30 protein-coding genes and 1 tRNA gene are annotated in these 26,297 nt (G+C 56.9%); 14 read left to right on the top strand and 17 right to left on the bottom strand.

From position 1 onward, the window contains the following. The first annotated feature begins 78 nt into the window (after positions 1–78). The 9 genes from LRM19_RS18150 (at position 79) to LRM19_RS18110 (ending at position 7,132) form a co-directional block, all read left to right on the top strand. A complete protein-coding gene (locus tag LRM19_RS18150) occupies positions 79–672 on the top strand; it encodes a recombinase family protein (RefSeq protein ID WP_271369578.1) in 594 nt (197 codons plus the stop codon). A 58-nt stretch (positions 673–730) separates the two neighbouring features. Beyond that, positions 731–1,918 carry a phage tail sheath protein gene (locus LRM19_RS18145; protein ID WP_271369577.1) on the top strand — a complete coding sequence of 396 codons (1,188 nt, stop codon included), beginning with the start codon at positions 731–733 and terminating at the stop codon, positions 1,916–1,918. An 11-nt stretch (positions 1,919–1,929) separates the two neighbouring features. Beyond that, on the top strand, positions 1,930–2,448 hold the full coding sequence (locus LRM19_RS18140; protein ID WP_023309235.1) for a phage major tail tube protein: 519 nt from the start codon (positions 1,930–1,932) through the stop codon (positions 2,446–2,448). Between the two features lie 56 nt (positions 2,449–2,504). Beyond that, positions 2,505–2,813: a phage tail assembly protein gene (locus tag LRM19_RS18135; protein WP_033146681.1), complete on the top strand. Its 309-nt coding sequence runs from the start codon at positions 2,505–2,507 to the stop codon at positions 2,811–2,813. Between the two features lie 32 nt (positions 2,814–2,845). Beyond that, complete coding sequence (locus LRM19_RS18130; protein WP_023616176.1) at positions 2,846–2,965, top strand: GpE family phage tail protein; 120 nt, start codon at positions 2,846–2,848, stop codon at positions 2,963–2,965. Beyond that, complete coding sequence (locus LRM19_RS18125) at positions 2,958–5,237, top strand: phage tail tape measure protein (protein ID WP_271369576.1); 2,280 nt, start codon at positions 2,958–2,960, stop codon at positions 5,235–5,237. Before LRM19_RS18130 ends, LRM19_RS18125 begins: the two co-directional genes overlap by 8 nt. 11 nt (positions 5,238–5,248) lie before the next feature. Beyond that, positions 5,249–5,713, top strand: coding sequence for a phage tail protein (locus tag LRM19_RS18120; RefSeq protein WP_126303110.1), 465 nt, complete (start codon positions 5,249–5,251; stop codon positions 5,711–5,713). Continuing rightward, on the top strand, positions 5,710–6,864 hold the full coding sequence (locus LRM19_RS18115) for a phage late control D family protein (protein ID WP_271369575.1): 1,155 nt from the start codon (positions 5,710–5,712) through the stop codon (positions 6,862–6,864). The genes LRM19_RS18120 and LRM19_RS18115 overlap by 4 nt, the downstream gene beginning before the upstream one ends. A gap of 67 nt (positions 6,865–6,931) precedes the next feature. Then, positions 6,932–7,132 (top strand): ogr/Delta-like zinc finger family protein, encoded by a 201-nt coding sequence (locus LRM19_RS18110; protein ID WP_029741756.1) that lies wholly within the window; start codon positions 6,932–6,934, stop codon positions 7,130–7,132. 70 nt (positions 7,133–7,202) lie between these two features. On the opposite strand, the gene LRM19_RS18105 is transcribed toward LRM19_RS18110, so the two are convergent. Further along, positions 7,203–7,278: transfer RNA gene (locus LRM19_RS18105), tRNA-Ile, on the bottom strand. Between the two features lie 124 nt (positions 7,279–7,402). Between LRM19_RS18105 and mug the strand changes: the two genes are divergently transcribed. Beyond that, positions 7,403–7,909: a G/U mismatch-specific DNA glycosylase gene (gene mug, locus LRM19_RS18100; protein ID WP_006812011.1), complete on the top strand. Its 507-nt coding sequence runs from the start codon at positions 7,403–7,405 to the stop codon at positions 7,907–7,909. Between the two features lie 103 nt (positions 7,910–8,012). Here mug and rpoD read toward each other — a convergent pair whose 3' ends face one another. The 3 genes from rpoD to rpsU all read right to left on the bottom strand — a co-directional run bounded on the left by rpoD (position 8,013) and on the right by rpsU (position 12,101). Next, positions 8,013–9,860, bottom strand: a complete 1,848-nt coding sequence (rpoD, locus tag LRM19_RS18095; protein WP_023309228.1) for an RNA polymerase sigma factor RpoD — start codon at positions 9,858–9,860, stop codon at positions 8,013–8,015. 165 nt (positions 9,861–10,025) lie between these two features. Then, a complete protein-coding gene (dnaG, locus tag LRM19_RS18090) occupies positions 10,026–11,771 on the bottom strand; it encodes a DNA primase (protein ID WP_271369574.1) in 1,746 nt (581 codons plus the stop codon). A gap of 114 nt (positions 11,772–11,885) precedes the next feature. Continuing rightward, positions 11,886–12,101, bottom strand: coding sequence for a 30S ribosomal protein S21 (rpsU, locus tag LRM19_RS18085; RefSeq protein ID WP_001144069.1), 216 nt, complete (start codon positions 12,099–12,101; stop codon positions 11,886–11,888). 236 nt (positions 12,102–12,337) lie between these two features. Between rpsU and tsaD the strand changes: the two genes are divergently transcribed. Then, positions 12,338–13,351, top strand: coding sequence for a tRNA (adenosine(37)-N6)-threonylcarbamoyltransferase complex transferase subunit TsaD (gene tsaD / locus LRM19_RS18080; protein WP_045408885.1), 1,014 nt, complete (start codon positions 12,338–12,340; stop codon positions 13,349–13,351). Positions 13,352–13,395: 44 nt separating this feature from the next. On the opposite strand, the gene ureG is transcribed toward tsaD, so the two are convergent. From ureG to LRM19_RS18035, 9 genes are all read right to left on the bottom strand, one after another. Further along, on the bottom strand, positions 13,396–14,013 hold the full coding sequence (ureG, locus tag LRM19_RS18075) for an urease accessory protein UreG (RefSeq protein ID WP_014071813.1): 618 nt from the start codon (positions 14,011–14,013) through the stop codon (positions 13,396–13,398). Positions 14,014–14,022: 9 nt separating this feature from the next. After that, a complete protein-coding gene (locus LRM19_RS18070; protein WP_271369573.1) occupies positions 14,023–14,697 on the bottom strand; it encodes an urease accessory protein UreF in 675 nt (224 codons plus the stop codon). Next, positions 14,697–15,236 (bottom strand): HupE/UreJ family protein, encoded by a 540-nt coding sequence (locus LRM19_RS18065; protein WP_271369572.1) that lies wholly within the window; start codon positions 15,234–15,236, stop codon positions 14,697–14,699. Before LRM19_RS18065 ends, LRM19_RS18070 begins: the two co-directional genes overlap by 1 nt. A 9-nt stretch (positions 15,237–15,245) precedes the next feature. Continuing rightward, positions 15,246–15,704 (bottom strand): urease accessory protein UreE, encoded by a 459-nt coding sequence (gene ureE, locus LRM19_RS18060; protein WP_271369582.1) that lies wholly within the window; start codon positions 15,702–15,704, stop codon positions 15,246–15,248. A 9-nt stretch (positions 15,705–15,713) separates the two neighbouring features. Then, positions 15,714–17,417 (bottom strand): urease subunit alpha, encoded by a 1,704-nt coding sequence (gene ureC / locus LRM19_RS18055; RefSeq protein WP_271369571.1) that lies wholly within the window; start codon positions 17,415–17,417, stop codon positions 15,714–15,716. Then, the gene (locus LRM19_RS18050) at positions 17,410–17,724 is read right to left on the bottom strand and encodes an urease subunit beta (protein WP_136195067.1); all 315 of its coding nucleotides are present in this window, start codon (positions 17,722–17,724) and stop codon (positions 17,410–17,412) included. The genes ureC and LRM19_RS18050 overlap by 8 nt, the downstream gene beginning before the upstream one ends. 10 nt (positions 17,725–17,734) lie before the next feature. Next, entirely contained in the window at positions 17,735–18,037 is a 303-nt protein-coding gene (locus LRM19_RS18045) for an urease subunit gamma (RefSeq protein WP_003862556.1), read from the bottom strand. A 10-nt stretch (positions 18,038–18,047) separates the two neighbouring features. Next, positions 18,048–18,875, bottom strand: a complete 828-nt coding sequence (locus LRM19_RS18040; protein WP_271369570.1) for an urease accessory protein UreD — start codon at positions 18,873–18,875, stop codon at positions 18,048–18,050. A gap of 148 nt (positions 18,876–19,023) precedes the next feature. After that, complete coding sequence (locus LRM19_RS18035) at positions 19,024–20,037, bottom strand: alpha/beta hydrolase (protein ID WP_271369569.1); 1,014 nt, start codon at positions 20,035–20,037, stop codon at positions 19,024–19,026. A gap of 148 nt (positions 20,038–20,185) precedes the next feature. Here LRM19_RS18035 and LRM19_RS18030 point away from each other — a divergent pair, with 148 nt between their 5' ends. Next, positions 20,186–20,608: a MarR family winged helix-turn-helix transcriptional regulator gene (locus tag LRM19_RS18030; RefSeq protein WP_111963297.1), complete on the top strand. Its 423-nt coding sequence runs from the start codon at positions 20,186–20,188 to the stop codon at positions 20,606–20,608. 41 nt (positions 20,609–20,649) lie between these two features. On the opposite strand, the gene LRM19_RS18025 is transcribed toward LRM19_RS18030, so the two are convergent. Beyond that, positions 20,650–22,116: an MFS transporter gene (locus tag LRM19_RS18025; protein WP_271369568.1), complete on the bottom strand. Its 1,467-nt coding sequence runs from the start codon at positions 22,114–22,116 to the stop codon at positions 20,650–20,652. A 91-nt stretch (positions 22,117–22,207) separates the two neighbouring features. Further along, entirely contained in the window at positions 22,208–22,822 is a 615-nt protein-coding gene (gene plsY, locus LRM19_RS18020) for a glycerol-3-phosphate 1-O-acyltransferase PlsY (RefSeq protein WP_271369567.1), read from the bottom strand. A 107-nt stretch (positions 22,823–22,929) separates the two neighbouring features. On the opposite strand from plsY, the gene folB reads away from it, so the two are divergent. Continuing rightward, a complete protein-coding gene (gene folB, locus LRM19_RS18015) occupies positions 22,930–23,298 on the top strand; it encodes a bifunctional dihydroneopterin aldolase/7,8-dihydroneopterin epimerase (protein WP_045888206.1) in 369 nt (122 codons plus the stop codon). Positions 23,299–23,403: 105 nt separating this feature from the next. Beyond that, a complete protein-coding gene (bacA, locus tag LRM19_RS18010) occupies positions 23,404–24,225 on the top strand; it encodes an undecaprenyl-diphosphate phosphatase (RefSeq protein ID WP_115876294.1) in 822 nt (273 codons plus the stop codon). Positions 24,226–24,235: 10 nt separating this feature from the next. On the opposite strand, the gene LRM19_RS18005 is transcribed toward bacA, so the two are convergent. Then, a complete protein-coding gene (locus LRM19_RS18005; RefSeq protein WP_271369566.1) occupies positions 24,236–25,477 on the bottom strand; it encodes a multifunctional CCA addition/repair protein in 1,242 nt (413 codons plus the stop codon). Between the two features lie 60 nt (positions 25,478–25,537). After that, complete coding sequence (locus LRM19_RS18000) at positions 25,538–26,158, bottom strand: TIGR04211 family SH3 domain-containing protein (protein WP_024906484.1); 621 nt, start codon at positions 26,156–26,158, stop codon at positions 25,538–25,540. Positions 26,159–26,297 lie beyond the last annotated feature (139 nt).

Below are 26,297 nucleotides of genomic sequence, written 5' to 3'. Positions count from 1 at the left end.
CTCCCAAACCAAGGTTTTCGAAAATGCGTGTTTATCCATTAAATGGCATGATTTCCGGTTTTGACGGAGAGAAAGACCATGCTTATTGGATACATACGCGTGTCAACAAATGAACAAAACACCGCCTTACAGCGTGACGCGCTGCAGCGTTCAGGATGTGAGCTCATTTTTGAAGATAAAATCAGCGGTAAATCGACAAACAGACCAGGGCTCAATCGTGCCCTCAGACAGCTGAATGCGGGCGATACTCTCGTTGTATGGAAACTCGATCGGCTCGGGCGCAGTATGCGCCACCTTGTTTCAATGACCGAGGAACTACGCCAGCGAAGCATTAATTTCCGCAGTTTGACTGATAGCATTGATACCTCAACGCCAATGGGTCGTTTCTTCTTCCATATCATGGGGGCGCTTGCTGAAATGGAGCGCGAACTCATTGTCGAGAGGACGTGCGCCGGGCTGGCCGCAGCGCGAGAACAGGGACGAATTGGTGGCAGACGCCCTAAATTGACGCAGGAGGAATGGGCTCAGGCTGGCAGGCTGATTGCTGCCGGAGAATCCCGGCAGCGCGTTGCGTTAATTTTTGATGTGGGTGTTTCCACGCTTTATAAAAAATTCCCCGCCACGATAGTCGGACAATCGTTGTGCCAGTCACCGCTGGACGGTGACAGTTAGCCCATAACAACTCCAACCGCGACAATATCACTCACCAACCAACCAAGGAGTTAAACGGATGAGTGATTTTCACCACGGCGTGGAAGTTATCGAAATCAACGATGGCACCCGCACCATTTCCACCGTCTCGACGGCAATCATCGGTATGGTCTGTACGGCCAGCGATGCTGACGACAAGACATTTCCTTTAAACGAGCCAGTGCTCATTACCAACGTGCAAAATGCGATTGCGAAAGCCGGCAAGGCGGGGACGCTGTCCGCTTCTCTGCAGGCGATCGCCGACCAGTGTAAACCGGTTGTCGTTGTTGTTCGTGTGGCTGAAGGCACCGCAGAAACCCCGGAAGAGGCGCGCAAGCAGACCATTTCCAACATCATCGGTACCACTGATGAAAACGGTAAATATACCGGTCTGAAGGCGCTTCTGACCGCGAAAACAGTGACCGGCGTTAAGCCACGTATTCTCGGCGTCCCGGGGCTGGATTCTCAGGAAGTGGCGACCGCACTGGCCGCGATGTGCCAGAGCCTGCGCGCGTTCGGCTATGTCAGCGCATGGGGATGTAAAACCATTTCTGAGGCGATCGACTACCGCAAAAACTTCAGCCAGCGCGAGCTGATGGTTATCCATCCTGATTTTCTGGCATGGGATACCACCACGAACGCAACGACGACGGCCTGGGCGACCGCCCGCGCGCTTGGCCTGCGCGCCAAAATCGACCAGACAATCGGCTGGCATAAAACCCTGTCAAACGTTGGTGTCAACGGCGTCACGGGCGTAAGCGCCTCAGTGTCCTGGGATCTGCAAGAGCAGGCTACCGATGCGAACCTGCTTAACCAGGCGGGCGTCACCACGCTGATTCGCAACGACGGCTTCAAATTCTGGGGTAACCGTACCTGCTCTGACGATCCGTTATTCGTCTTTGAAAACTACACCCGTACCGCGCAGGTGCTGGCCGATACCATGGCGGAAGCGCATGCGTGGGCGATGGATAAACCTATCACGCCAACGCTTATCCGCGACATCGTTTCCGGTATTAATGCCAAGTTCCGCGAGCTGAAAACAAACGACTATATCGTCGACGGCTCCTGCTGGTATGACCCTGAGTCGAATGATGCAACCACCCTGAAAGCGGGGAAACTGTATATCGATTACGACTACACCCCTGTCCCGCCGCTGGAAAATCTGACCCTGCGCCAGCGCATCACCGATACCTATCTGGCAGACCTGTCAGATTCGGTTAACAGCTAAGGAGCCGATGTATGGCGTTACCACGCAAACTTAAGTATCTGAATATGTTCAACGATGGCCTGAGCTATATGGGCGTTGTTGAGTCTGTGACCTTACCGAAGCTTACCCGCAAGCTGGAGAAGTATCGCGGCGGCGGTATGCCGGGCTCGGTCTCTGTGGATCTCGGCCTGGACGATGATGCTCTGGCGCTGGAGTGGACCGTTGGCGGTCTGCCGGACGCCGCGCTGTGGGCGCAGTACGCCTCTCCGGGCGCGGACAGCGTGCCTCTGCGCTTTACCGGCTCTTATCAGCGCGATGACACCGGCGAAATCTCCGCCGTCGAAATCGTTATGCGCGGCCGTCATAAAGAGTTTGATGGCGGTGAAAACAAGCAGGGCGAGAGCGGCACCACCAAGATGTCCACCGAATGCGCTTATTACCAGCTGACCATTGATGGCAAAGAGATCATCGAAATCGACATCATCAACATGGTGCTCAAAGTCGACGGCGTCGATCGCCTGGCAGAACACCGTAAGGCCATCGGCCTGTAACCCTTTAACCGGCCGGGATTACCGGCCGGTGAGTTAACTTTCTGAAGAGTAACGAAATGGAACATATCAACGAGACCGCCATGAACGAAAGTGAAAACCCACATATCGTCACGCTTGATAGCCCCGTTCAGCGCGGCGAGCAAAAAATCGAAAAGGTGACCGTCGCAAAACCCAATGCGGGGACCCTGCGCGGCGTATCGCTGGCGTCGCTGGCGCAATCTGACGTGGATGCGCTGATTAAGGTGCTGCCGCGAATGACCTCGCCGGCGCTGACCGAGCATGAGGTTGCGCGCCTGGATGCCTGCGATCTGCTCTCTTTTGCAGGTAAGGTGATCGGTTTTTTGTCACCGGCTTCGGCTCGCTGAAATTTCCCGAAAATCTATCGGTCGACGATCTGATGGCGGATATCGCGGTGATCTTTCACTGGCCGCCGTCAGAACTGTACTCCCTGAGCGTGACCGAACTCCTCTTATGGCGCGAAAAAGCGCTACAGCGAAGCGGAAACCACCATGAGTAATAATGTCAGTCTTCAGGAGCTGCTTAAGGCAGTCGACCGGGCAACCCGACCGCTTAACGCTCTCCAGAACGCCAGCCTCACTCTCGCGAGCGATATCAGCGATGCGCAGACGGCGCTGGGGGCGCTCGATGAGCAGGCGGGGCGCATTAACGGCTTCAGAAAAGCAAATGCCCGGCTCGCCACGACGGAGCAGTCGCTTGCTCAGGCGAAACAGCAGGCCGCGGCGCTGGCGGTGCAGTTTAAAAACACGCAAAACCCCACCCAGGCACAGGCTGATGCGCTGACTGCAGCCCGAAAATCGGCGGCCGACCTTAAGCTTGAGTACAACAGCTTACGCTACTCGGTACAGCGCCAGCGCACTGAACTCGCTCAGGCGGGAGTGAATACGCGCACGCTCTCGTCGGATGAACGTCGTTTACGAACTCACATCAGCGAAAAAACGCAGCAGCTTAACCGACAGCGGGATGCGCTGGCCCGCGTCAATCAGCAGCAGGAGCGGCTGAGTACCGTTCAGAATCGGTACGAGTCAGGCAAACGCGTTACCGCGCGGGTGCGTCAGCTTGCGAATACGGGCGTGGGCATCGCAAAAGCGGGCTTTGACCAGACGTCCCGGTTTATGGCGCCTGGCATCAGCTTTGAAAAACAGATGTCGGCCATCCAGGCAAACCTTGGCCTGGCGAAGGGGGATTTCCGGCTTGAGGCGATTCGCCAGCAGGCGCGGGAGGTCAGTGCCAGGACCGGAGTACCTGCAGATACGGTCCTCCGGGCACAAACCGAACTGACTCGTTCAGGCTATGACGCCGATGGGCTGCTTGCGGCCACCGCGCCAACGGTCAACCTCAGCCTGGCGGGGAGTGTCGACGCGGCTAAAGCCGCCGATATGATCGCCAGCACGCAGGCCGCGTATAGCCTGGGCGATATGGATGCGGGACGCATCGCAGATGTGCTTACGCGCGGTTTTACCTCTTCGAATACCAGCCTCGCTGAGATGGTGGCGGCCGTCACCTCCGCTGCGCCCGCTGCGGGTGCCGCCGGTATGGGGCTTGAAGAGACCACCGCGCTGCTTGGCGTTCTGGCAGAAAAAGGAATGAAAGGCGCTGCCGCGGGGGACGCGCTCAGCGCGATGTTGCGCCACGTACAGACTCCGGATGCCATAAAAGCCGCGGGGGCGCTGGCTTCCGCTGCGGGTGATGGATCGCTTGATGAAAAACTCCAGCAGTTGCAGGGGGCAAAGGGCAGTACCGCGCTCGCGGCTTCCGTGCAGACCGATAATCTTGACGGTGATATCAACCGATTCCAGGCCGTGTGGAACGGGTTGAAGATTGATGTATTTGATAAAGCGGATGGCGCTCTGCGCAACCTGATAACAACCGCAACCGGCTGGCTTGGCACGGCCTCCCTTTGGGTGAATGCCAACCCTGAGCTGACGCAGACCCTCGCCAGCATCGTTGTCGGCGCGCAGGCGTTTGCTGGTGTACTGGGCGGCGTAGGCACGGTTATCGGCCCGGTTCTGACGGGCTTCAATATGGTTATTACCGCGGCCGGGATGTTGGGAACGGTATTCAGCGTGGTGGGCGGCGCCATCATGACGGTGCTGGGTGCCCTTAGCTGGCCGGTGATTGCCCTTGGCGCGGCGATTGCTGCCGGTGCCTTACTGATTTTTAAATACTGGGAGCCCATCAGCGCCTTCTTTGGTGGGGTGATGGAAGGGCTTTCGACGGCTTTCGCACCGCTGGGTGCGCTGTTCTCACCGGTGATGGCGGTATTTGACGCTATCTCGGAGAAGCTGGGCGGTATCTGGCAATGGTTCACCGACTTGATTACGCCGATCAAGGCGACGCAGGAAACGCTGGATGGCTGTAAAAACGCTGGCGTGATTTTTGGTCAGGCGCTGGGCGATGCGTTAATGGCCCCGCTTGATCTCTTTAATAGCCTGAGCGGCAAGGCCAGCTGGCTGCTGGAGAAGCTCGGTATTATCAAAAACGAGTCGGGCGATCTCGACGCCGCTGCGGCAAAAGCAGAAGCGGCATCCTCACCGGCGGGCAGCGCTTATATTCCGGGCGCGGGGATCTCTGGCGGCAGCCTGGGGTATCAGCCGACCATCGCTACTGGAGGACGCTCTTACGTCGATCAGAGTAAAAGCGAATATAACATCACGCTTCAGGGGGGCACGGCCTCCGGAACGGATCTGACGCGTCAAATCCGGGAGACGATAGATAATATTGAACAGGATAAAGCGAGACGGCAGCAATCCAGCTTTATGTATAGTTGAGGAGAGAGAAAATGTTAATGGTGCTGGGTCTGTTTGTCTTTGAACGACGAACCTTACCGTATCAGTCAATGATATTCACAAAAGACTACCGCTGGGCATCCAGCGCTCGCATCGGGAAACCCAAAGCCTGGCAGTACCTTGGCGAAGGTGAGACATCCTTTAGCCTCTCTGGCTTACTTTACCCGGAACTCACGGGAGGGCGGCTTTCGCTCAAGGCGGTTGAGCTGATGGCAAATGAGGGGCGGGCATGGCCGTTGATAGACGGTACCGGCATCATTCACGGCATGTTTGTCATTGAGAAAGTCACCCACACGCATTCGGATTTTTACAGTGACGGTACCGCCCGAAAAATTGAGTTTACCCTGTCGCTAAAACGCGTGGACGAATCGCTGATGACGACGTTTGGCGACCTGCGAACGCAGACCTCAGAGCTGGTGGAAAGCGCACGGAATAGCATTGGAGGGCTGGTGGGATGATCGCCGAAATGAATATCCGGGCGGGTGGAAAAATCGCCCCTGATTTTATGCTTAAGCTTGACGATCGTGATATCACGCAAAATTTCAGCCATCGTCTTATCAGCCTGACCATGACCGACAAACGGGGGCTGGAAGCCGATCAGCTGGATATTGTGCTGGATGATTCCGACGGGCTGCTGGACTTGCCTGCCCGGGGGGCAAGGCTGTCCTTATGGCTGGGATGGGAGGGAACCCCGCTCGAGGAGAAAGGGGACTTTACGATTGATGCGATTCATTTCCGGGGCGCGCCGGACACGCTGACCATCCGGGGATTCAGCGCAGATTTTCGTGGAAAGCTAAACGTGCGGCGCGAACAGTCGTGGCATGACACGACGATTGGCGCGATAGTCGATACCATCGCTCAGCGTAACCAGTTGACCGCCAGCGTCGCGTCGGGGCTTGCATCCATCGCCATCTCTCATATTGACCAGTCTCAGGAGACAGACGCGGCGTTCCTCTCCCGCCTTGCTGAACGTAATGGAGCATTTGTTTCAATCAAAGCCGGGAAGATTATCTTTATGAAAGCGGGCCAGGCCGTGACGGCCAGCGGCACTCCGCTTTCCTTAATGATGATTGAACGTGGGGATGGAGATAAGCACCTTTTTTCCATAGCTGACCGTGAAAATTATTCCGGCGTAACGGCCAAATGGCTGCAAACGCGCGACCCCAAACAGCAAAATCCTCAATTGAGTATCTCTCGTCAACCTGGAGGGCAGGCGACAGAAGCACTGCAGCACCCGAATGCCGCCGCACCGGTAGCGCGAACAGAAGGCAAGGAGCAGAAACCGCAAGAGAGGCTGGTGGGATCGGCGGAAAACGTATTTGAGCTCACCACGGTTTATGCCTCTGAAGAGCAGGCTCTCAGGGCCGCAGAGGCGAAGTGGCGCGCGCTGCAGCGGGGTACCGTGAATTTTTCTATCCAGCTGGCGCTGGGGCGAGCCGATCTGTACCCCGAAACGCCGGTATTAGTAAACGGTTTTAAACGCGTCATTGACGAGCAGGCGTGGATCATCAGCGAGGTGGTGCATACCCTCAACGATAGCGGATTTACCACGCAGCTTAAGCTTGAGCTGAACGTCAGCGACGAAAAATTTACTGTTGATAGTGAGTAATGTAGTTGCTATTGGTTTTATTTTGGGTATTATTAATTCACAAAATGTGAATTAAGTGGAGGGGTACATGTTTCATTGTCCTAAGTGCAAGCACTCTGCGCATGCGCGTACCAGTCGCTATCTAAGTGAAAATACCAAAGAGCGCTATCACCAGTGCACCAATGTGGACTGCAGCTGTACGTTCGTGACGATGGAGTCCGTGGAGCGCCTGATCGCAACCCCGGGCGCCTCTGAGCGTGTCCGAACGGCTTCGCTGAACCACGGTTAGCTGCTCAAAAAAACCAATAAAAAAGCCACTCAGTCGAGTGGCTTAATCATATGATTCTAAAACTAAAATTTGGTGGCCCCTGCTGGACTTGAACCAGCGACCAAGCGATTATGAGTCGCCTGCTCTAACCACTGAGCTAAGGGGCCGTGGCGGTGAATTATAAAGTAACTCCCCGCAGCAATCCAGCCATTCGCACCTGCCTGCTGTTTTTATAAACAACGCATAATCAATCCTTTATACTTCCATAACGATGTATCAGCGGGAGTAAAGATGATCAACGATATTCTGGCCCCTGGCCTGCGGGTGGTATTCTGCGGAATTAACCCGGGCAAGTCCTCGGCGCACACCGGTTTTCACTTCGCCCATCCGGGGAATCGCTTCTGGAAGGTGATTTACCAGGCCGGGTTTACCGACAGGCTACTCAAGCCCGAAGAGGAGCAGCACCTGCTGGACACGCGCTGCGGAATTACCATGCTGGTCGAACGCCCGACTGTACAGGCAAGTGAGGTCAACCTCCATGAGCTGCGAAGCGGCGGGCGGGAGCTGGTGAAGAAAATAGAAGACTACCAGCCGGCCGCGCTGGCGATCCTCGGTAAGCAGGCCTACGAGCAGGCTTTCAGCCAGCGTGGGGCTAAGTGGGGTAAGCAGAACATTACTATCGGTGTGACGCAGGTCTGGGTGCTGCCGAACCCGAGCGGGCTCAACAGGGCGACGCTGGATAAGCTGGTGGAGGCCTACAGGGAGCTTGATGAGGCGCTGATGGTGCGAGGGCTTTAATCCTCTGCTGCCTGATGCTCTCACCCCTGACTTTCTTCCACAGGGAGAGGGAATAAACAAAAAAAAAGCTCCCCGAAGGGAGCTTTTTTACTGTCAGGACGGATTAGTCGTCCAGGAAGCTACGCAGCACTTCAGAGCGGCTTGGATGACGCAGCTTACGCAGCGCCTTCGCTTCGATCTGACGGATACGTTCGCGGGTAACGTCGAACTGTTTACCCACTTCTTCCAGCGTGTGGTCGGTGTTCATATCGATACCGAAACGCATACGCAGGACCTTCGCTTCACGAGCGGTCAGGCCAGCCAGAACGTCGTGTGTCGCGGCACGCAGGCTCTCGGTGGTGGCAGAGTCCAGCGGCAGCTCGAGGGTGGTATCCTCGATGAAATCACCCAGATGTGAATCTTCATCATCACCGATTGGTGTTTCCATGGAGATTGGCTCTTTGGCGATCTTCAGCACTTTACGGATCTTGTCTTCCGGCATCAGCATGCGCTCGGCCAGCTCTTCCGGCGTCGGCTCGCGGCCCATCTCCTGCAGCATCTGGCGGGAAATACGGTTGAGCTTGTTGATGGTCTCAATCATATGCACCGGAATACGGATGGTGCGCGCCTGATCCGCGATAGAGCGGGTGATCGCCTGACGGATCCACCAGGTTGCATAGGTGGAGAACTTGTAACCACGACGGTATTCAAACTTATCTACCGCTTTCATCAGACCGATGTTGCCTTCCTGAATCAGATCCAGGAACTGCAGGCCACGGTTGGTGTATTTCTTGGCGATAGAGATAACCAGACGCAAGTTCGCTTCAACCATCTCTTTCTTCGCACGGCGCGCTTTCGCTTCACCGATGGACATACGACGGTTGATGTCTTTAACCTGCTCGATGGTCAGGCCGGTCTCTTCTTCAATCTGATGCAGTTTCTGCAGGCCGCGATGCACATCGTCCTTCACGTCGTGCAGTTTTTCAGACCACGGCTTGTTCATCGCGATAGCCGCGTTGAACCAGGTTTCGCTGGTTTCGTTACCGGTGAAGAGGGTGATGAAGTTCTTCTTCGGCATTTTGCACTGCTCAACGCACAGCTTCATGATGATGCGTTCCTGGGTACGCACGCGATCCATCATCACGCGCATGCTGTTTACCAGGTAGTCGAACTGTTTTGGCACCAGGCGGAACTGTTTGAATACTTCAGACAGCTTCAGGATCTCTTCCTGAGCGGCAGCGTGGCTGCGGCCTTTCGCTTTGATGGTGTCACGCGTCACTTCGTACTGGGTACGCAGCTCGGCAAACTTCTCACGCGCCAGCTCCGGGTCGATGCTGTTGTCATCGTCCGCGGTGTCGTCGTCGCTCTCTTCCTCATCTTCGTCTTCGTCATCATCCATCTCTTCCTGAGACAGTTCAGAGCCGACGTGAGTGGCGGTAGGCGCCATATCTTCTTCAGCGTTCGGGTCGACAAAACCGGTGATCAGGTCAGACAGGCGCGCTTCTTCCGCTTCAACGCGATCGTACTGCTCCAGCAGATAGGTGATCGCTTCCGGGTACTCGGCGACAGAGCACTGAACCTGGTTGATCCCGTCTTCGATGCGTTTTGCGATGTCAATTTCGCCTTCGCGGGTCAACAGTTCAACGGTACCCATTTCACGCATGTACATGCGGACCGGGTCGGTGGTACGCCCGATTTCAGATTCCACGCTGGACAGTACCTGTGCAGCAGCTTCTTCCGCATCTTCGTCAGTGTTGTTGGAGGTTTCAGCCAGCAACAGATCATCGGCATCCGGTGCTTCTTCCATCACCTGAATGCCCATGTCATTGATCATTTGGATGATGTCTTCGATTTGATCTGAATCGACGATATCTTCCGGCAGATGGTCATTGACCTCGGCATAGGTCAGATAGCCTTGCTCCTTACCACGTTGGACAAGAAGTTTCAGCTGTGACTGCGGGTTTTGCTCCATAAGACGGTATCCACACTTAATTCGTTTGATTGGTGTCGGCGATGGGGCTGCCAACCTTTAAAGCGAGGGCGTACTTATATTTTTGCCGCTGCCTCTCAGTGCGGCTGCCGGGGGCTTCCCGATCGATATTCGGCACTTAAGCCGTTAAATACTTTTGTTTTTGACTTATTTCTTCGCCAGTTCCTGGTTAATCATCCAGAGCTCCCGGCGTTCTTCGCTGCTCAAACCGTGTGTGCGCTCGCGAGCTATCAACTCTTCCTGGCGCAGCTCAAGCATCGAATCAAACATATGGTTGAGTGAGTCGGTGAACGTTTTTTCTGCAATGTCCTTATCTGCTATATCGTCCCACATCGACAATTTTTCAAGGGTAGCGGCCTCTTTTGTGCCGCGATAATGCTCTAAAAGTTGTCCGGTGGTCAGACCTGGCTGTGACAAACACGTGTTGACCAGTTCTGAAAATAAGCCAAGTCCGGGCAATTTTTCGTGGTTCAAACCCGCCAGCGACGGCACCTGCGGCGCAAGCTCGGGGTTTTGGACCAGTAACCCTATCAGTATACGCATGGTTGTGCGTTTTAGCTGAGGCGCGGGGCGAACCGTGCCGTTTTCAGCCTGTTTAGGCATTAAACGTTCAAGCTGGCTGTCATCAAGAATGCCGAGCTTGTTGCCTAACTCCTGACGCAGGTAGATGCGCAGCGTTTCGCCGGGCACCTGACTGATTAACGGCAGCGCCAGCGTGCTGAGCTGCGCGCGCCCGTCAGGGGTACTCAAATCAACCTGCGGCATCAGGCTGTTAAACAAAAACGTGGAGAGCGGCTGAGCCTGCTCCATCCGCGCTTCAAACGCCGCTTTGCCCTCTTTACGCACCAGCGTATCCGGGTCTTCACCGTCGGGCAGGAACATAAAGCGTAGCTGACGCCCGTCGGTCATATAGGGTAGCGCGGTTTCCAGCGCACGCCAGGCGGCGTCGCGTCCTGCACGGTCACCGTCGTAACAGCAGATGACGTTATTGGTCACCCTGAACAGCAGTTGAATATGATCGGCGGTGGTGGACGTACCTAACGACGCAACCGCGTAGTTAATGTCGTACTGCGCCAGCGCAACGACGTCCATATAGCCTTCGACGACCAGAAGACGCGGAGGTTCCGCGTTATCGTGCTGCGCCTCATAAAGACCGTAAAGCTGGCGGCCCTTATGGAAAATATCGGTTTCCGGGGAGTTAAGGTATTTCGGCAGGGCATCACCCAGCACGCGACCACCAAAACCAATTACCCGGCCTCGCTTGTCGCGGATCGGAAACATCACCCGTTCGCGGAAGCGGTCGTAGCTTCGTCCCTGGTCGTTGGTGACCAGCATGCCTGCATCGATGAGAGATTTACGATCTTCGCTATTGCCGCCAAAACGCTTTAACACGTTGTCCCAGCCGGGCGGGGCGTAACCAATAGCGAAACGCGCAATGACATCGTCGCTCAGTCCGCGCTTGTTCAGATACTGACGCGCAGGCTCAGCCGCAGAGTGCTTAAGAGACTGTTGGTAAAACGAATTCAGGCCATCCATCAGTTGATACAGCGTTTGCCGTTGATGGCGCTCGATCTGACTTGGCCCACTGCCTGCTTCATACGGCACTTCAAGGTTATGCATTGCCGCCAGCTCTTCGACGGTTTCAACGAACTCGAGCTTGTCGTAGTTCATTAAAAAATCAACGGCATTACCGTGAGCACCACAGCCGAAGCAATGGTAAAACTGCTTTTCACCGTTTACGGTGAAGGAGGGGGTTTTTTCGTTATGGAACGGACAGCACGCATGGTAATTCTTGCCCTGCTTTTTCAGCTTTACCCGCGCGTCGATGAGATCGACGATGTCGGTTCTGGCGAGCAGGTCATTGATGAAAACGCGTGGGATTCTTCCGGCCATATGCCCCAAAATTTAAGCGACTTATAAACGAAAACAAGCCGCGCATTCCTTCCGGAAGCACGGCCTTACGACTATTACTCTGTCTGTCAATTGAGGGCTGAGGCCCTCAACCAATTAGTACAGACGAGTACGGCGTGCGTTTTCGCGAGCCAGTTTCTTCGCGTGACGTTTCACAGCGGAAGCTTTAGCGCGCTTACGTTCGGTCGTTGGTTTTTCATAAAACTCACGACGACGAACTTCAGCCAGAACACCTGCTTTCTCGCATGAACGTTTGAAGCGACGCAGTGCTACGTCGAACGGCTCGTTTTCACGTACTTTAATTACCGGCATGTAACTCTCACCTTTAATAAATTCGGTTTGCCGCTGGCATCAACGCCAGCTTATTTCAAAATGGTGCGGAATTTTACTGCAAATGCTGCTGCTTTGTAAAGCACCGATGCGATTTTGAAAGGGACTTTAATAAGGGTGAGGAGTATACACGAGCCTTCTTCCTGGGGCGAACAAAGTTTTACATCAACCCGCCCAGGCTCTACACTGCGCGGTATTGAAACGAGGTAAAACAAGTCATGCGTGTACTGGGTATTGAAACATCCTGCGATGAAACCGGCATCGCCATTTACGACGACGAAAAAGGACTTCTGGCCAACCAGCTGTATAGTCAGGTGAAATTGCACGCTGACTACGGCGGCGTCGTCCCTGAACTGGCCTCTCGTGACCACGTGCGTAAAACGGTTCCCCTGATTCAGGCGGCGCTGAAAGAGGCCGGGTTGAGCTCAACCGATATTGATGCCGTGGCCTATACCGCAGGCCCGGGCCTGGTCGGTGCGCTTCTGGTTGGCGCAACCGTTGGTCGTTCGCTGGCCTTCGCGTGGGACGTGCCGGCCATCCCGGTTCACCATATGGAAGGGCATCTTCTGGCGCCGATGCTGGAAGAGAATCCGCCTGAATTCCCGTTTGTTGCGCTGCTGGTTTCCGGCGGCCATACGCAGCTGATTAGCGTAACGGGCATTGGCAAGTACGAGCTGCTGGGCGAGTCGATCGACGACGCCGCCGGTGAAGCGTTCGATAAAACCGCCAAGCTGCTGGGTCTGGATTACCCGGGCGGCCCGATGCTGTCCAAAATGGCGGCGCAGGGAACGGAAGGGCGCTTTGTCTTCCCGCGTCCGATGACCGACCGTCCGGGGCTGGACTTCAGCTTCTCCGGGCTGAAAACCTTCGCGGCCAACACTATTCGCAATAACGACGACAGCGAGCAGACCCGCGCCGATATCGCCCGCGCGTTTGAAGATGCGGTGGTGGATACGCTGATGATCAAGTGCAAGCGCGCGCTGGAACAGACCGGCTTTAAGCGTCTGGTGATGGCGGGCGGCGTGAGCGCTAACCGCACGCTTCGCGCGAAGCTCGCCGAGATGATGCAAAAGCGTCGCGGGGAAGTGTTCTATGCCCGTCCGGAATTCTGTACCGATAACGGGGCGATGATCGCCTACGCCGGGATGGTGCGCCTTAATGCGGGGGCAACGTCCGACCTGAGCGTGTCCGTGCGTCCGCGCTGGCCGCTGGCGGAACTGCCGGAGGCGTAATCCCTCACCCTAACCCTCTCCCACAGGGAGAGGGGATCGTTTGACTACACCCGCAACATCCCTTTCTCTTCCAGAAATGCAATAATCGTCGCAAGACCGTCACCCGCCTTCAGGTTGGTAAAGGTCCATGGACGCTCGCCGCGCATGCGGTTGGTATCGCGCTCCATCACCTCCAGCGAGGCACCCACGTACGGCGCGAGATCGGTTTTGTTGATGACCAGAAAATCGGATTTGGTGATCCCCGGCCCGCCCTTGCGCGGGATTTTTTCCCCTTCGGCCACGTCGATCACGTAAATGGTCAGATCCGCCAGCTCAGGGCTGAACGTCGCGCTGAGGTTGTCTCCGCCGCTTTCAACGAAGATCAGGTCCAGATTGCCGAACTTCTCGCTCAACGCTTCCACCGCCGCCAGGTTCATCGAAGCATCTTCCCGGATAGCGGTATGCGGGCAGCCGCCCGTCTCCACGCCCACGATGCGCTCTGGCTCCAGCGCGCCCGCTTCGGTCAGGATGCGCTGATCCTCTTTGGTGTAGATATCGTTGGTGACCACCGCAAGATGATAGGTATCGCGCATCGCCTTGCAGAGCGCTTCCAGCAGCGCGGTTTTGCCCGACCCTACCGGGCCGCCCACGCCCACGCGCAGGGGATGTTTGTAATCAGCCATGTTGACTCCTCAGGAACGGAATAGTCGTGAATATTGGGTTTCGTGGCGCGCCGAGGCGATGGCGGACAGCGGCGTTGCTGCCCCCAGCGCGTCGTCGCTACGTAAAAATGCCTGTTCAAACCCGGCGGCGTAGTGGTCGCTCAGTTCGATAATCAGCTGCTGCGCGGCCTGTTGCCCAAACGGCACCAGCTTGACGCCCGCCATGACCGCGCTCTCCATCCAGCTGTAGCCCAGACTCAGTGCCAGTTCGCGCGCGCTAATGCCCCAGCGAACGCCGAGCCAGGCCATGCCGCAGAGCTGGCTTTGCATAAACAGCGGCAGCCATTCGGGCAGACAGTCAGGTTCCCAGCTCTTAATCAGCCGCGTAAAGGCCGCCCCGCGGTTGCGCTCTTCTTCTCGTAGCTCGCGCGTTTCCCGACAGGCGAGCAGGTATGCCGTCCAGCGTTTTGCATTTGTAAGAGAGCGTTGCTCACAGGCCTGATAAATACGGATAAACAGCGGAAGGTCGACGCAGAAAAAGCTCTGCTCCATCTGCTGGATTTGCCAGCGTTTAAAGGCGTTGGCGTCCGTGACCCAGCCCGCCTCAACGGCCCACTCCAGCCCCTGTGACCAGGTAAACGACCCGACCGGCAGGCTGCTGCTGGAGAGCTGCATCAGGCGCAGCAACTGGCGGGAATGATCCATCAGCTCATCAGTGCCAGCAGGGCGGAGACGATCAGCCCGCCGCCGAAGGTTTTACGCAGGCCGTCGTGACGGCGCAGCAGCAGCCCTGCGGCAAAGCTGGCGCACAGCACCGTGGCGCTGGAGAGCATAAAGCCGCTGGTGAAGAGCCAGAAGCTGTGGCCGGACATCTCCACGCCGTGCGCCCAGCCGTGGAACATCGCCAGGGCAGGCACTGCCAGCAGCAAGCGATTTTCAGTTTTAAACATCATCACGCCGCAGACCGCCAGCGAGGCGATAATCAGCATCTCCATGCCGCTGAAGCCGCCGAGCAGGCTGCCCGCAATAGCGCCAACGAGCATCATGCCGAGGGTGGCAAACGGCAGCAGGAGCTTGCGGCCGCTCAGTGCCGAGAGCACGCCTGCACCCGCCAGCATCAGCAGGTGATCGAGTCCGGTCAGCGGATGGAGAAAACCGGCCTGGAAGCTGTCGGCGCCGTGGCCGGGATGCGCGAGCGCGGGAACGGAAAAAGCCAGCAGTAACAGAGGGAGTAACTTGCGCATGATTAATCCTTAATGTGAATGAGCGTGAGAGTGGCTGTGGGCATCGCTGGTATAAGCGCCCGCTTCCGGTTCAAACGGCAGGCTGGCGTAGGCCACTTCCAGCCCGAACTGGCGCAGCATGTCGTCGAGAACGTGATCGTGGTGATAGCGCAGCTCGCCGGGCATGACCTGCAGCGGCACGTGGCGGTTGCCCAGGTGGTAGCAGGCGCGGGCGAGCAGGAACGGATCGGCGCAGTGCAGCACGGAGACCGACTCCGGCGCGGCGATCACCTCGACAACCTCGCTGCCGTCGTCGGTAGTCAGCAGGTCGCCCCCGCGCAGCAGCAGGCCGCGCGGCAGCATCAGTCCGGCTTCGCGACCGTCGTTCAGCGATACGCGGGCGCGGCTTTTCACCCGTACGTCAATCGGCAGCGTGACGCTGGCGGTGGCGGGGTGGGCATGGTCCAGGCGTTGGGTTAAATAGATCATCATCACTCCTCAAAACAGGAAATAGCGTTGCGCCATCGGCAGAACGTCAGCCGGTTCGCTGGTTATCAGTTCACCGTCGACGCGCACCTCGTAGGTTTGTGAGTCGACGGTGATATTCGGCTGCAGGCCGTTGTGGATCATGTCCGCCTTTTTCACCGTCCGGCAGCCTTTCACCACCGCGGTAGCGCTCTGCAGGTTGAGCTGCTGCGGGATGCCGTTGGCACTGGCGGCCTGCGAGATAAACGTCAGCCGGGTGGCGTGGCGCGCGGCACCCAGCGATCCAAACATCAGGCGGTAATGCACCGGCTGCGGCGTGGGGATCGAGGCGTTGATATCGCCCATCGGCGCGCAGGCAATCATCCCGCCCTTGACGATGGTGGCGGGCTTGACGCCGAAGAACGCCGGGGACCAGACCACCAGATCCGCCAGCTTGCCCGCCTCAATCGAACCGACTTCGTGGGCAATGCCGTGGGTGAGCGCCGGGTTAATGGTGTATTTGGCGACGTAGCGCTTCACGCGGAAGTTGTCGTTATCGCCGGTCTCTTCCGGCAGCGCGCCGCGCTGGACCTTCATGCGGTGCGCCACCTGCCAGGTGCGGATAATCACTTCTCCGACGCGGCCCATGGCCTGCGAATCTGACGAGGTGAGCGAGAATGCGCCGATGTCGTGCAGCACGTCTTCAGCGGCGATGGTTTCACGACGAATGCGGGATTCCGCAAACGCCACGTCCTCGGCGATATCCGGGTCAAGGTGGTGGCAGACCATCAGCATGTCGAGATGCTCGTCGATGGTATTGACCGTGTAGGGCAGCGTCGGGTTGGTGGAGGAGGGCAGAATATTCGGGTGCGCGCAGGCGGTGATGATATCCGGCGCGTGGCCGCCGCCTGCGCCTTCGGTATGGAAAGTGTGGATGGTGCGCCCTGCGATGGCCGCCAGCGTGTCTTCGACAAACCCGGACTCGTTCAGCGTGTCGCTGTGCAGCGCCACCTGAATATCCATCTCTTCGGCCACCTCCAGCGAGCAGTTGATCGCCGCAGGCGTCGCGCCCCAGTCTTCGTGGATCTTCAGCCCGATAGCACCGGCGGCAATCTGCTCGCGCAGGGCGTTCGGGCTGGAGCCGTTACCTTTGCCGAGCAGGCCGATATTCACCGGCAGCGTATCCGCAGCCTGCAGCATGCGGGCGATATACCACGGCCCCGGCGTGCAGGTGGTGGCGTTGGTGCCCGCCGCGGGGCCGGTGCCGCCGCCGATCATGGTGGTGACGCCGGAGACCAGCGCCTCTTCAGCCTGCTGCGGGCAGATCCAGTGGATGTGGGTGTCGATCCCGCCCGCGGTGACGATCTTCCCTTCGGCGGCAATCACTTCCGTTGCCGCGCCAATCGGGATCGTTACGCCGGGCTGAATGTCCGGATTACCGGCTTTGCCGACGGCGAAGATCCGCCCGTTCTTGACGCCGATATCGGCTTTTACGATCCCCCAGTGATCGACGAGCAGCGCGTTGGTGAGAACCAGATCCACGCAGTCGTCTGCGGTCATCTGCCCCTGACCCATGCCGTCGCGGATCACCTTTCCGCCGCCGAATTTGACCTCTTCGCCGTAGACCGTGAGATCGTCTTCCACTTCGATCCACAGCTCGCTGTCGGCCAGCCGCACTTTATCGCCGGTGGTGGGGCCGAACATATCGGCATATGCCCGGCGTGAAATCTCAGCCATGTTTCACCTCGCCCATCACCTCGCCGCGAAAACCGAAAATGCGCTGCGCGCCCGTGACCTGAACCAGCGTCACCTCCCGCTTCTGGCCGGGCTCGAAGCGCACGGCGGTGCCCGCCGGGATATTCAGCCGGTAGCCTTTGGTGGCTTCCCGCTCGAACTTCAGGGCCGGGTTGACCTCGTAAAAGTGGTAATGCGATCCGACCTGGATTGGCCTGTCGCCGTGATTTTCGACAACCACGCTTTGGGTTTCACGCCCGACGTTGATCGCAATCGTTCCGGGCTGGATCTGGTATTCACCTGGGATCATCGCGCGCTCCTTAGACGATCGGGTTGTGGACGGTGACGAGCTTCGATCCGTCCGGGAAGGTGGCTTCGACCTGAATATCCGGGATCATCTCCGGCACGCCTTCCATTACCTGATCGCGCGTCAGGACGTGGCGGCCCGCCTCCATCAGCGAGGCGACGGTTTCGCCATCGCGCGCGCCCTCCATGATGAAGGCGCTGATCAGCGCGACCGATTCCGGGTAATTAAGCTTTACCCCGCGCGCAAGGCGGCGTTCGGCAACCAGCGCGGCGGTGAACAGCAACAGCTTGTCTTTTTCTCTGGGGGTCAGTTCCATAACGTTTCTCTTATGTCTGCCAGATACGCGGCGAACAGGCGGTTTTGGTGGTGAGAAGCGGGCGAAGCGACTGCCAGACGTCACGCATCACCCGCTGGCAAATCAGGTTGTCATCGGAGAGAAAACGCACCGAAAGCAGATCGTCGGTGAGCGTTGCCCCCGCAAACTTTTCCAGCGGCGCGAGCCGTTCGCGTACCGTGTCGAGATGTTCTTCATTGGCCGGATAGAACAGCAGCGTGCCGAGCCATGGATATCCGGCGACGGGAGTGAGATCGCCGTCGGCAAGGTGCTGACGCTCAATCAGGCGCGGTTCATCCTCAACCCAGACTTCAAGGCGGCTCTCCAGCGTGCCGTGGCTGAAGGTCTCATTGATCACCGGGCGCCCCAGGCAGTACAGCTCCCACGCCAGCAGCGTGCTGGAGGTCTTCAGGTGGAAGACGGAGCGCAGCGCGGCGTTCGCACCCGGGAAGATAATAGTGTCCTGCGGTAGCCACTCCAGCGTGGATTCATCATCGAGATAAAAGTGCTGATTCAGGCGAGCCTGCGGGCCGCTGCTGCGATAGAACTTGCTGGCGCCGGGCATTGTGATAAGCGCATGGCTTTTGGCGTCCAGCCGAACGGAAATGTCCAGCGTATCGCCGCCCACAATCCCGCCAGGCGGATGCAGCAGATAAAGGTGGCAGGCTTCTCCTTCGGGATAAAATGGACGCTGAACGGTAAGCGGCCCGACGTGATGAGCGGAGTGCAGGAGGGTTTTCTCAGGGGTGTGACAAAACTGCAGGGCAAGCGACGCCTGCCAGCCTTTGTACGAATTATCAGTGACCTGAGCTGCTAACATGCTGCATCCATCTGCTCATCATCGGGGTCGTTTCAGTATGCCCTGGCAGAAATGAAGGCTGTCATATGAGTCGCTTATGGATGGCGGTTAAGACGAAACAAAAAAGCACGCCCCGGGGGCGTGCTGTCTGACAAACATCGCGATGCCGTTATTTCAGGTGCTCATGCAGCGCTGCGCCTGCCTGCTCCAGGGCAACTTTAACCGTTGGCTCCTGGCTCAGCGGGTTAAGCAGGCCGTAATCGTGGATCATGCCGTTATAGCGCGTGACGGTCACCGGGACGCCAGCCGCATCCAGCTTACGCCCGAATGCTTCACCTTCATCCCGCAGAACGTCCAGCTCTGCTGTCTGAATCAGCGTCTCCGGGAAGCCTTTCAGCTGCGCGGCGCTGGCGCGAAGCGGAGAGGCAAGGATATTGTTGCGATCGGCCGCGCTGGTGGTGTAGTTATCCCAGAACCATTTCATCATGTTTTTCGACAGGAAATAGCCGTTCTCGAACTGGTTATACGAGGCAGTATCAAAATTCGCATCGGTCACAGGCCAGAGCATGACGTTGTAGCGAATTTTGGGCCCATTGAACTGTTTTGCCTGCAGCGCAACGGAAGCCACCATATTGCCGCCCACGCTGTTACCGACCAGACCCAGACGGCTACCGTCCACGCCAATTTCCTGACCGTGTTCGGCTACCCATTTTGTCGCTTTATAGGCCTGATTGATGGCCACCGGGAAATGGGCCTCAGGTGACGGCGTGTAATCAACGTAAACCGCTGCGGCGCCTGATGCGCGAACCAGATCGCGGATTAAGCGTTCATGGGTCGGGTAATCGCCCAGCACCCAGCCGCCGCCGTGGAAGAACATAAATGCCGGGAGCGTGCCGGTCGCGTTTTCAGGTTTCACTATTTTAAGTTTGATCGCCTGACCATTTACCTGGATCGTTTTTTCTGAAACCTGAGCGGGCGGCAGTTTTGCGCCTTGCTGCGCGCCGATCAGTACCTGGCGGGCCTCCTGCGGGGTCATCTGTTCCATTGGCTTACCCTTGCTGGAATTCAGAATATTAAGAAACGCCTGTACGCCTGCGGTCGGAGCTGGGGTATTGGTGGTTTGAGCGGATGCAGCAGCTGACGCGAAGACGGAAGAAACCAGGATGGCGGTTAGTGTTTTCATGGTGGTACCTCTTTAAGCGCATTTGATCGGATGAGATAACTAAATAGCGTGCTACTTAGTTGCTGGTATAATACTTGCGCGCAAGATACTTTTAGTCAAACATTATTTATAATTTTTTTTAGGCAACAGATTCGGAGTTGATAGAAAAATGAAAGAAAACAAAACGCTAGATGATTTACTTTGCTTCTCGCTGTACTCGGTCACCAATGCGTTTGTTCGCCAGTATCGTCCCCTACTACAAGAGATGGATTTGACCTACCCGCAATTCGTTGTTTTGATGGCGCTTTATGAGAAAGACAACATTCCACTTCGCGATCTCAGCGATAAGACGTTTTTTGATTCGGGCACATTGACGCCGCTTGTACAAAAGCTTGAGGCAAAAGGATTCCTCAACCGTATCGCGGTTGTGGGGGATGAAAGGATGAAAAATGTCGTGCTGACCGATAAGGCGAAAGAACTGAAAAAACGGGTGATGGCATTGCCGGACCAGATTCGCTGCAGCATGCGGATGAACGATGATGAGCTTGATATGCTAAAAAAACTTTCCCGAACGCTGCTGGACGATTTGTAAGAACCCTTCGGTGGGGGGGAACCCACCGAAGCGATGTGTCGTTACCGATAGTCCTCCGCATCCACATCATACCCGGACGGCTCCCAGCGGATCGCCAGCAGCGATGCCAGGCCGATAAACGGCGCCAGCGCAATCACCCAGAACACGGCGGTGTCGAGCGACGCCACCAGCAGCGGGAACAGGAACAGCGACAGCGTAGAACTACTGCGCATCAGCGTCTGGTTGAGACCCACGCCCACGCCGCGCAGCGAGGTCGGGTAGCTCAGCGAGGCGAACGTCATGGTATGCGCGCCCGGGCCAAAGCCCTGACCGAAAAGGAATAGCGCCAGCATCGCCACGGCAAGCACGCCTTCAGAGGCACCTTCCGGTCGGCCAATCAGCGCGAGGCCCAGCAGCGCGACAAGCTGGCAGGCATAACCCGCAAGCGACATTCGCCATGCGCCGAAGCGCGGCACGTAGCGTACCGCCAGCAGTCCGCCGACGAAGGCAAACAGCAGGTTAAGCACCAGAGAAATGAGAATGGTGGTGAGCATCGACTGGACAAAGAAGCTGGAGATGATCACCGGCAGACCAAACGCCACGGCGTTGTAGGCGAACGAGGAGACGACGGACAGCAGCGTGGCGAGCGTCGTGCGGCGTAAGTAGACGCCGCGAAACAGATTCAGATAGTTTGACCATTTCGCTTTATTCACGATGGGTGCAGGCTGGCCGAGCGCATCCTGCGGGACGTGGGCGTTAATATTGTACGACTGCCGCAAAATCGACGCCGCCTCCTTCAGATTGCCCTGATTCGCCGCCCATACCGGCGATTCGCTCATATAGCGGCTGCGGATGGCGATAATCACCAGCGCGGGCACCGCGCCAAAGCCGAGAATTAAACGCCACAGCCAGTCGCTGTGGCTTTCCGGCAGCGCGGCGTAGAAGAACAGCACCAGCAGGTAGGAGACGCTGATGGCTGCATACCAGGTAGGGCACCACATCGCGACGCTGGAGGCTTTGTTTCCCGGACCTTTCAGCCTGGCGAACTCGCTTAAAAACGCCATCGCCACGGGAAGGTCGATCCCGACCCCAAGCCCCATCACAAAGCGGGCTCCCGCCAGCACATATTCGTTCGGGGCCAGCGCACAGGCGATGGCAGCCACCACGAAGAACACCATATCAGCCATAAAAACGCGGTAGCGCCCGATTTTATCCGTGAGGTACCCCCCGAGCAGCGCCCCGACAATCGCGCCAAAGGTAATTGCCGAGGCCACCATACCGGTCCCGGCGGGCGTAAGGTTAAATTCGCGGGTGATATCTTTTATGCCGAAGGCCAGCGCGCCCAGATCGTAAGCATCGAGGAAAATCCCGCCCAGCGCGATACCGACCACGATGCGGGCATTGGCCCGGCCCTGTGAGCCGTCATTAACGAGGCGTGATACATCCGAAGCGCTGCGCACCCACTGGATGTCGCCATCGGGGTGTTTTTCTGCCGTTGAAAGGGGAGTTGTTTCTGTGATTTCAGCCATTTTATTCTAATGTGGTTGTGTTGTGTCATTAACAGTTACCACAGGCAGAAGGTGACCAAAATCACATTTGGCTATAAGGCATAACTAACCCTTACGGCGTGTCTTTTTTCTTCCTCTTGAGCTTCGTCCAGATTTTGGTCTCCTGACGACGCCACAGGCGCTGAATATTATCGTGATGACGCAGCAGGATAAGGCAGGAGAGCATCGACACCGGGAAGGTGAACTGAGGTTTAAACCACCAGACGTAGAACGGGGCGATCAGCGCGCTGACGATGGCGCCCAGCGAGGAATAGCCGCTCAGCAGAATGGTCAATAGCCAGGTCCCGGCCATCACGCCGGTTAGGTCCCAGCCGATAGGCGCAATGGCACCAAAGGCGGTCGCCACACCTTTGCCACCTTTAAAACCGAAGAATACGGGCCAGATGTGGCCGACACAGGCCGCAATAGCGATAAGCCCCAGCCAGAACGGCGTGACGCCCAGCGCATACGCGCCCCAGACGGGCAGCATCCCTTTCAGAACATCAAAAATCAAAACCGCTACGGCTGCTCCCTTGCCACCAATTCGTAGTACGTTGGTCGCCCCCGGATTCCCGGAACCATTTTCACGCGGGTCGGGTAACCCGGCGATGCGGCAGACCAGAATGGCGCTGGAGATTGAGCCGCAAAGATAGGCGAGGAGGATCATTCCAGGCGCGATTGCACTCATAACGCTGTTCCGTTTTGAAAATGTATCTGTATTCTCAGCATCTGTGGATAATACGCATAATTCGCCGGAAGTGGTATCCGGTTTAGCCAAAAAGCAGGCAGGTCGTGATGGATATTGTATTTATAGAGCAACTTTCGGTAATCACCACAATTGGTGTTTACGACTGGGAACAGACCATCGAGCAGAAGCTGGTGTTCGATATCGAAATGGGATGGGATAACCGCAAATCGGCAAAAAGCGATGACGTGAACGACTGTCTCAGCTATGCCGACATCAGTGAAGCGGTCATTGCCCACGTTGAAGGGCAACGTTTTGCGCTGGTCGAACGGGTGGCGGAAGAAGTCGCAGAATTGCTGCTGAAAAAATTCAACTCACCGTGGGTACGCATCAAGCTGAGCAAGCCGGGCGCGGTGGCGCGCGCCGCCAACGTTGGCGTCATCATTGAGCGTGGCACAAATCTGAAAGGCAAGAATTAACGTCATAATTGCTAAACCATTTTAGGTTATACCGGTCTTAAAGCTGTATCTTTCACGGTAGCCGTTGGGGCGACCGTTTTTTTATATCTTTTTAGGGGTTTATAGATGAGCGATATGCACTCGCTGCTGGTGGCGGCAATACTGGGTGTGGTCGAAGGATTGACGGAGTTTTTACCGGTTTCCAGTACCGGCCATATGATTATCGTTGGCCATCTGCTGGGCTTTGAAGGTGATACCGCCAAAACGTTTGAAGTGGTTATCCAGCTGGGTTCGATTCTGGCGGTGGTGGTGATGTTCTGGCGCCGTCTGTTTGGCCTGATCGGTATCCATTTTGGCCGTCCGCCGCAGCACGAAGGGATGAGTAAAGGTCGCCTGTCGCTGATCCATATTTTGCTCGGGATGATCCCGGCGGTGGTGCTGGGTCTGGTTTTCCACGACGCCATCAAATCGCTGTTTAACCCGATTAACGTGATGTACGCGCTGGTGGTGGGCGGCTTCCTGCTGATCGCCGCGGAAGTGCTGAAGCCAAAAACGCCGCGCGCGGAAGGTCTGGACGATATGACGTATCGTCAGGCGTTTATCATTGGCTGCTTCCAGTGTCTGGCGCTGTGGCCGGGCTTCTCGCGTTCAGGCGCAACCATCTCCGGCGGGATGCTGATGGGCGTAAGCCGTTACGCCGCGTCAGAGTTCTCATTCCTGCTGGCGGTGCCGATGATGATGGGCGCCACTGTACTCGACGTCTATAAGAGCTATCACTTCCTGACGACTGGCGATATTCCAATGTTCGCCGTTGGCTTCATCACCGCGTTTATCGTGGCGCTGATTGCCATCAAAACCTTCCTGCAGTTGATTAAGCGTATCTCGTTCATTCCGTTCGCGATCTATCGCTTTATCGTTGCCGCTGCGGTGTACGTAGTCTTCTTCTGACCGATAGCCCTCAGTCTTTTGGCTGAGGGCAGTGTTTTTCCTTCCAGTCAGACACCGCCTGAATTCGCCGTTTCGTGAGTTCTTCGCGAATTTCCGGACCTTTGAATCCCGCCTCGACAACGTCCTTCGTCGGCACCGCTTTTGCTACCTCCCAGGCTTTACGCAGTAAACGCCCCTGCGGATAATCGCACGCCTCAAACCCGGTACGCCCGCGCACGTCAGCTTCGCTGGTCAGCGCGATTTGCTCCACGCGCTGCGGTTTACGCCATGCGTCGATGTTATCGAAAAGCTTAACGATGGTGGCCGGTTTGAGGATGGGGAAGGTGTGGATCAAATCGTGGAATTCGGCCACCAGTTTCGCCAGATCGCGGATCTCGTTCGGCACGCGCAGACGCTGGCACAGCCCTTCGACTAGCTTCACCCCTGCCGGGCCGTGCCCGTGGTGGCGAGGCCAGAATTCTTTTGGCGTTAGGCCTTTGCCGAGATCGTGGCACAGGGTGGAAAAGCGCACGTCCACGTCAGGGCTGAGCATGGCCGCCATGCTCAGGGTCATCAGCGTGTGCACGCCGGTATCAATTTCCGGGTGCCATTTCGCCGGAGCAGGCACGCCAAACAGCGCGTCTATTTCCGGGAAGAGCACCTTCAGCGCGCCGCAGTCGCGAAGGACCTGGAAAAAGACCTGCGGGTTGCGCGTTGTGAGAGCATTTTCCGTTTCTTTCCAGACGCGCTCTGGCGTCAGGTGTTCAAGCTCGCCCGCCTCGGTCATGGCGGTCATCAGCGCTATGGTTTCATCGGCAATACGGAAGCTGAGATGGGCGTAGCGTGCGGCAAAGCGCGCCACGCGCAGGACGCGGAGCGGATCTTCAGAAAACGCCGGGGAGACGTGACGTAAAAGACGGTTGCGCAGATCGTCCTGGCCGCCATAAGCGTCAACGATCTGGCCGTTCTCGTCCTGCGCCAGCGCGTTGATGGTGAGATCGCGGCGCAGAAGATCTTCCTCCAGCGTCACGTCCGGCGCGGCATAGCAGGTGAAGCCCGTATAGCCCGAACCTGATTTCCGCTCGGTACGCGCCAGGGCATACTCTTCACGACTTTTCGGGTGGAGGAAGACGGGAAAATCGCGGCCTACCTGCTGGTAGCCCGCGTCGAGCATCTCTTCCGGGGTGGCGCCAACCACCACCCAGTCTTTATCTTTGACCGGCAGACCTAACAACGCATCACGTACCGCACCACCGACCAGATAACTTTTCACGCCCAACTCTCCCGTTTTCTCTTTTCCAGAATGATACGTAAGTCTGGCAGAGAAGACGAATTAGTTCATCCAGCGGTCTTTACGCTTACGGCTCGGGATCAGGTGCGGCAGAACCAGGCCCAGCACCAGACCGACGCCCAGTACGCCGCCGCCATACATAAACCACTGCATGATGATGGTGCGCTGTTTATCGTCGAGCTGCAGATTGGCGGCATTCACTTTCTTCTGCGCGACAATCAGCTCGTTTTTCAGTTTCTGGTTCTCTTCTTTCAGACCGTTAATCACACCGTCGCTTTGCGCTACTTTCTGCTGCATTTCAGCGGTGCGCTGGTTCCAGGTGCCGTCGATGTTGTTCAGCTTGTCGGTCAGGGTCTTGACCTGGTTTTCCAGATCGGGAACGCGCGTGCGCAGGCTTGGCACGGTGCTCAGCTCTTTCAGCGGGATCCAGGACGTACGGCCGGTACTGTCGCGAACCTGACCGTAATTGGTGTCCGCGTTGGTCTGTAACAGGGTGACTTCCTCGCCGGCATTTACCGTACCCACGAGGCGATAATTATCTCCGGGGCCACTGCGTACCCAGGTGTTCAGTTCGTCAGAAACGTAACGCTTCTCTTCAGCGTGCACGGCTGTTGCGGCGCTAAAAGCGAGTAAAGTAAGTCCAATCAGGCGTAATTTAAGCATCATTAGTCGTTATTTTCATAAATAGTGGAACGATAGTAGTGGCAACAGTGTCTCTACGCAAAGCATTCGTCAGCAATCAGAATCATCTGTGTCACGACTCTACACATTTACGCCCGACAAATTGCTCATTGCATGGCAA

Origin of the sequence: Enterobacter sp. PI-10, from assembly GCF_027947695.1 — a bacterium.
GTDB classification, from domain to species: domain Bacteria; phylum Pseudomonadota; class Gammaproteobacteria; order Enterobacterales; family Enterobacteriaceae; genus Enterobacter; species Enterobacter vonholyi.
This window is presented reverse-complemented; position numbering and strand designations above follow the sequence as displayed.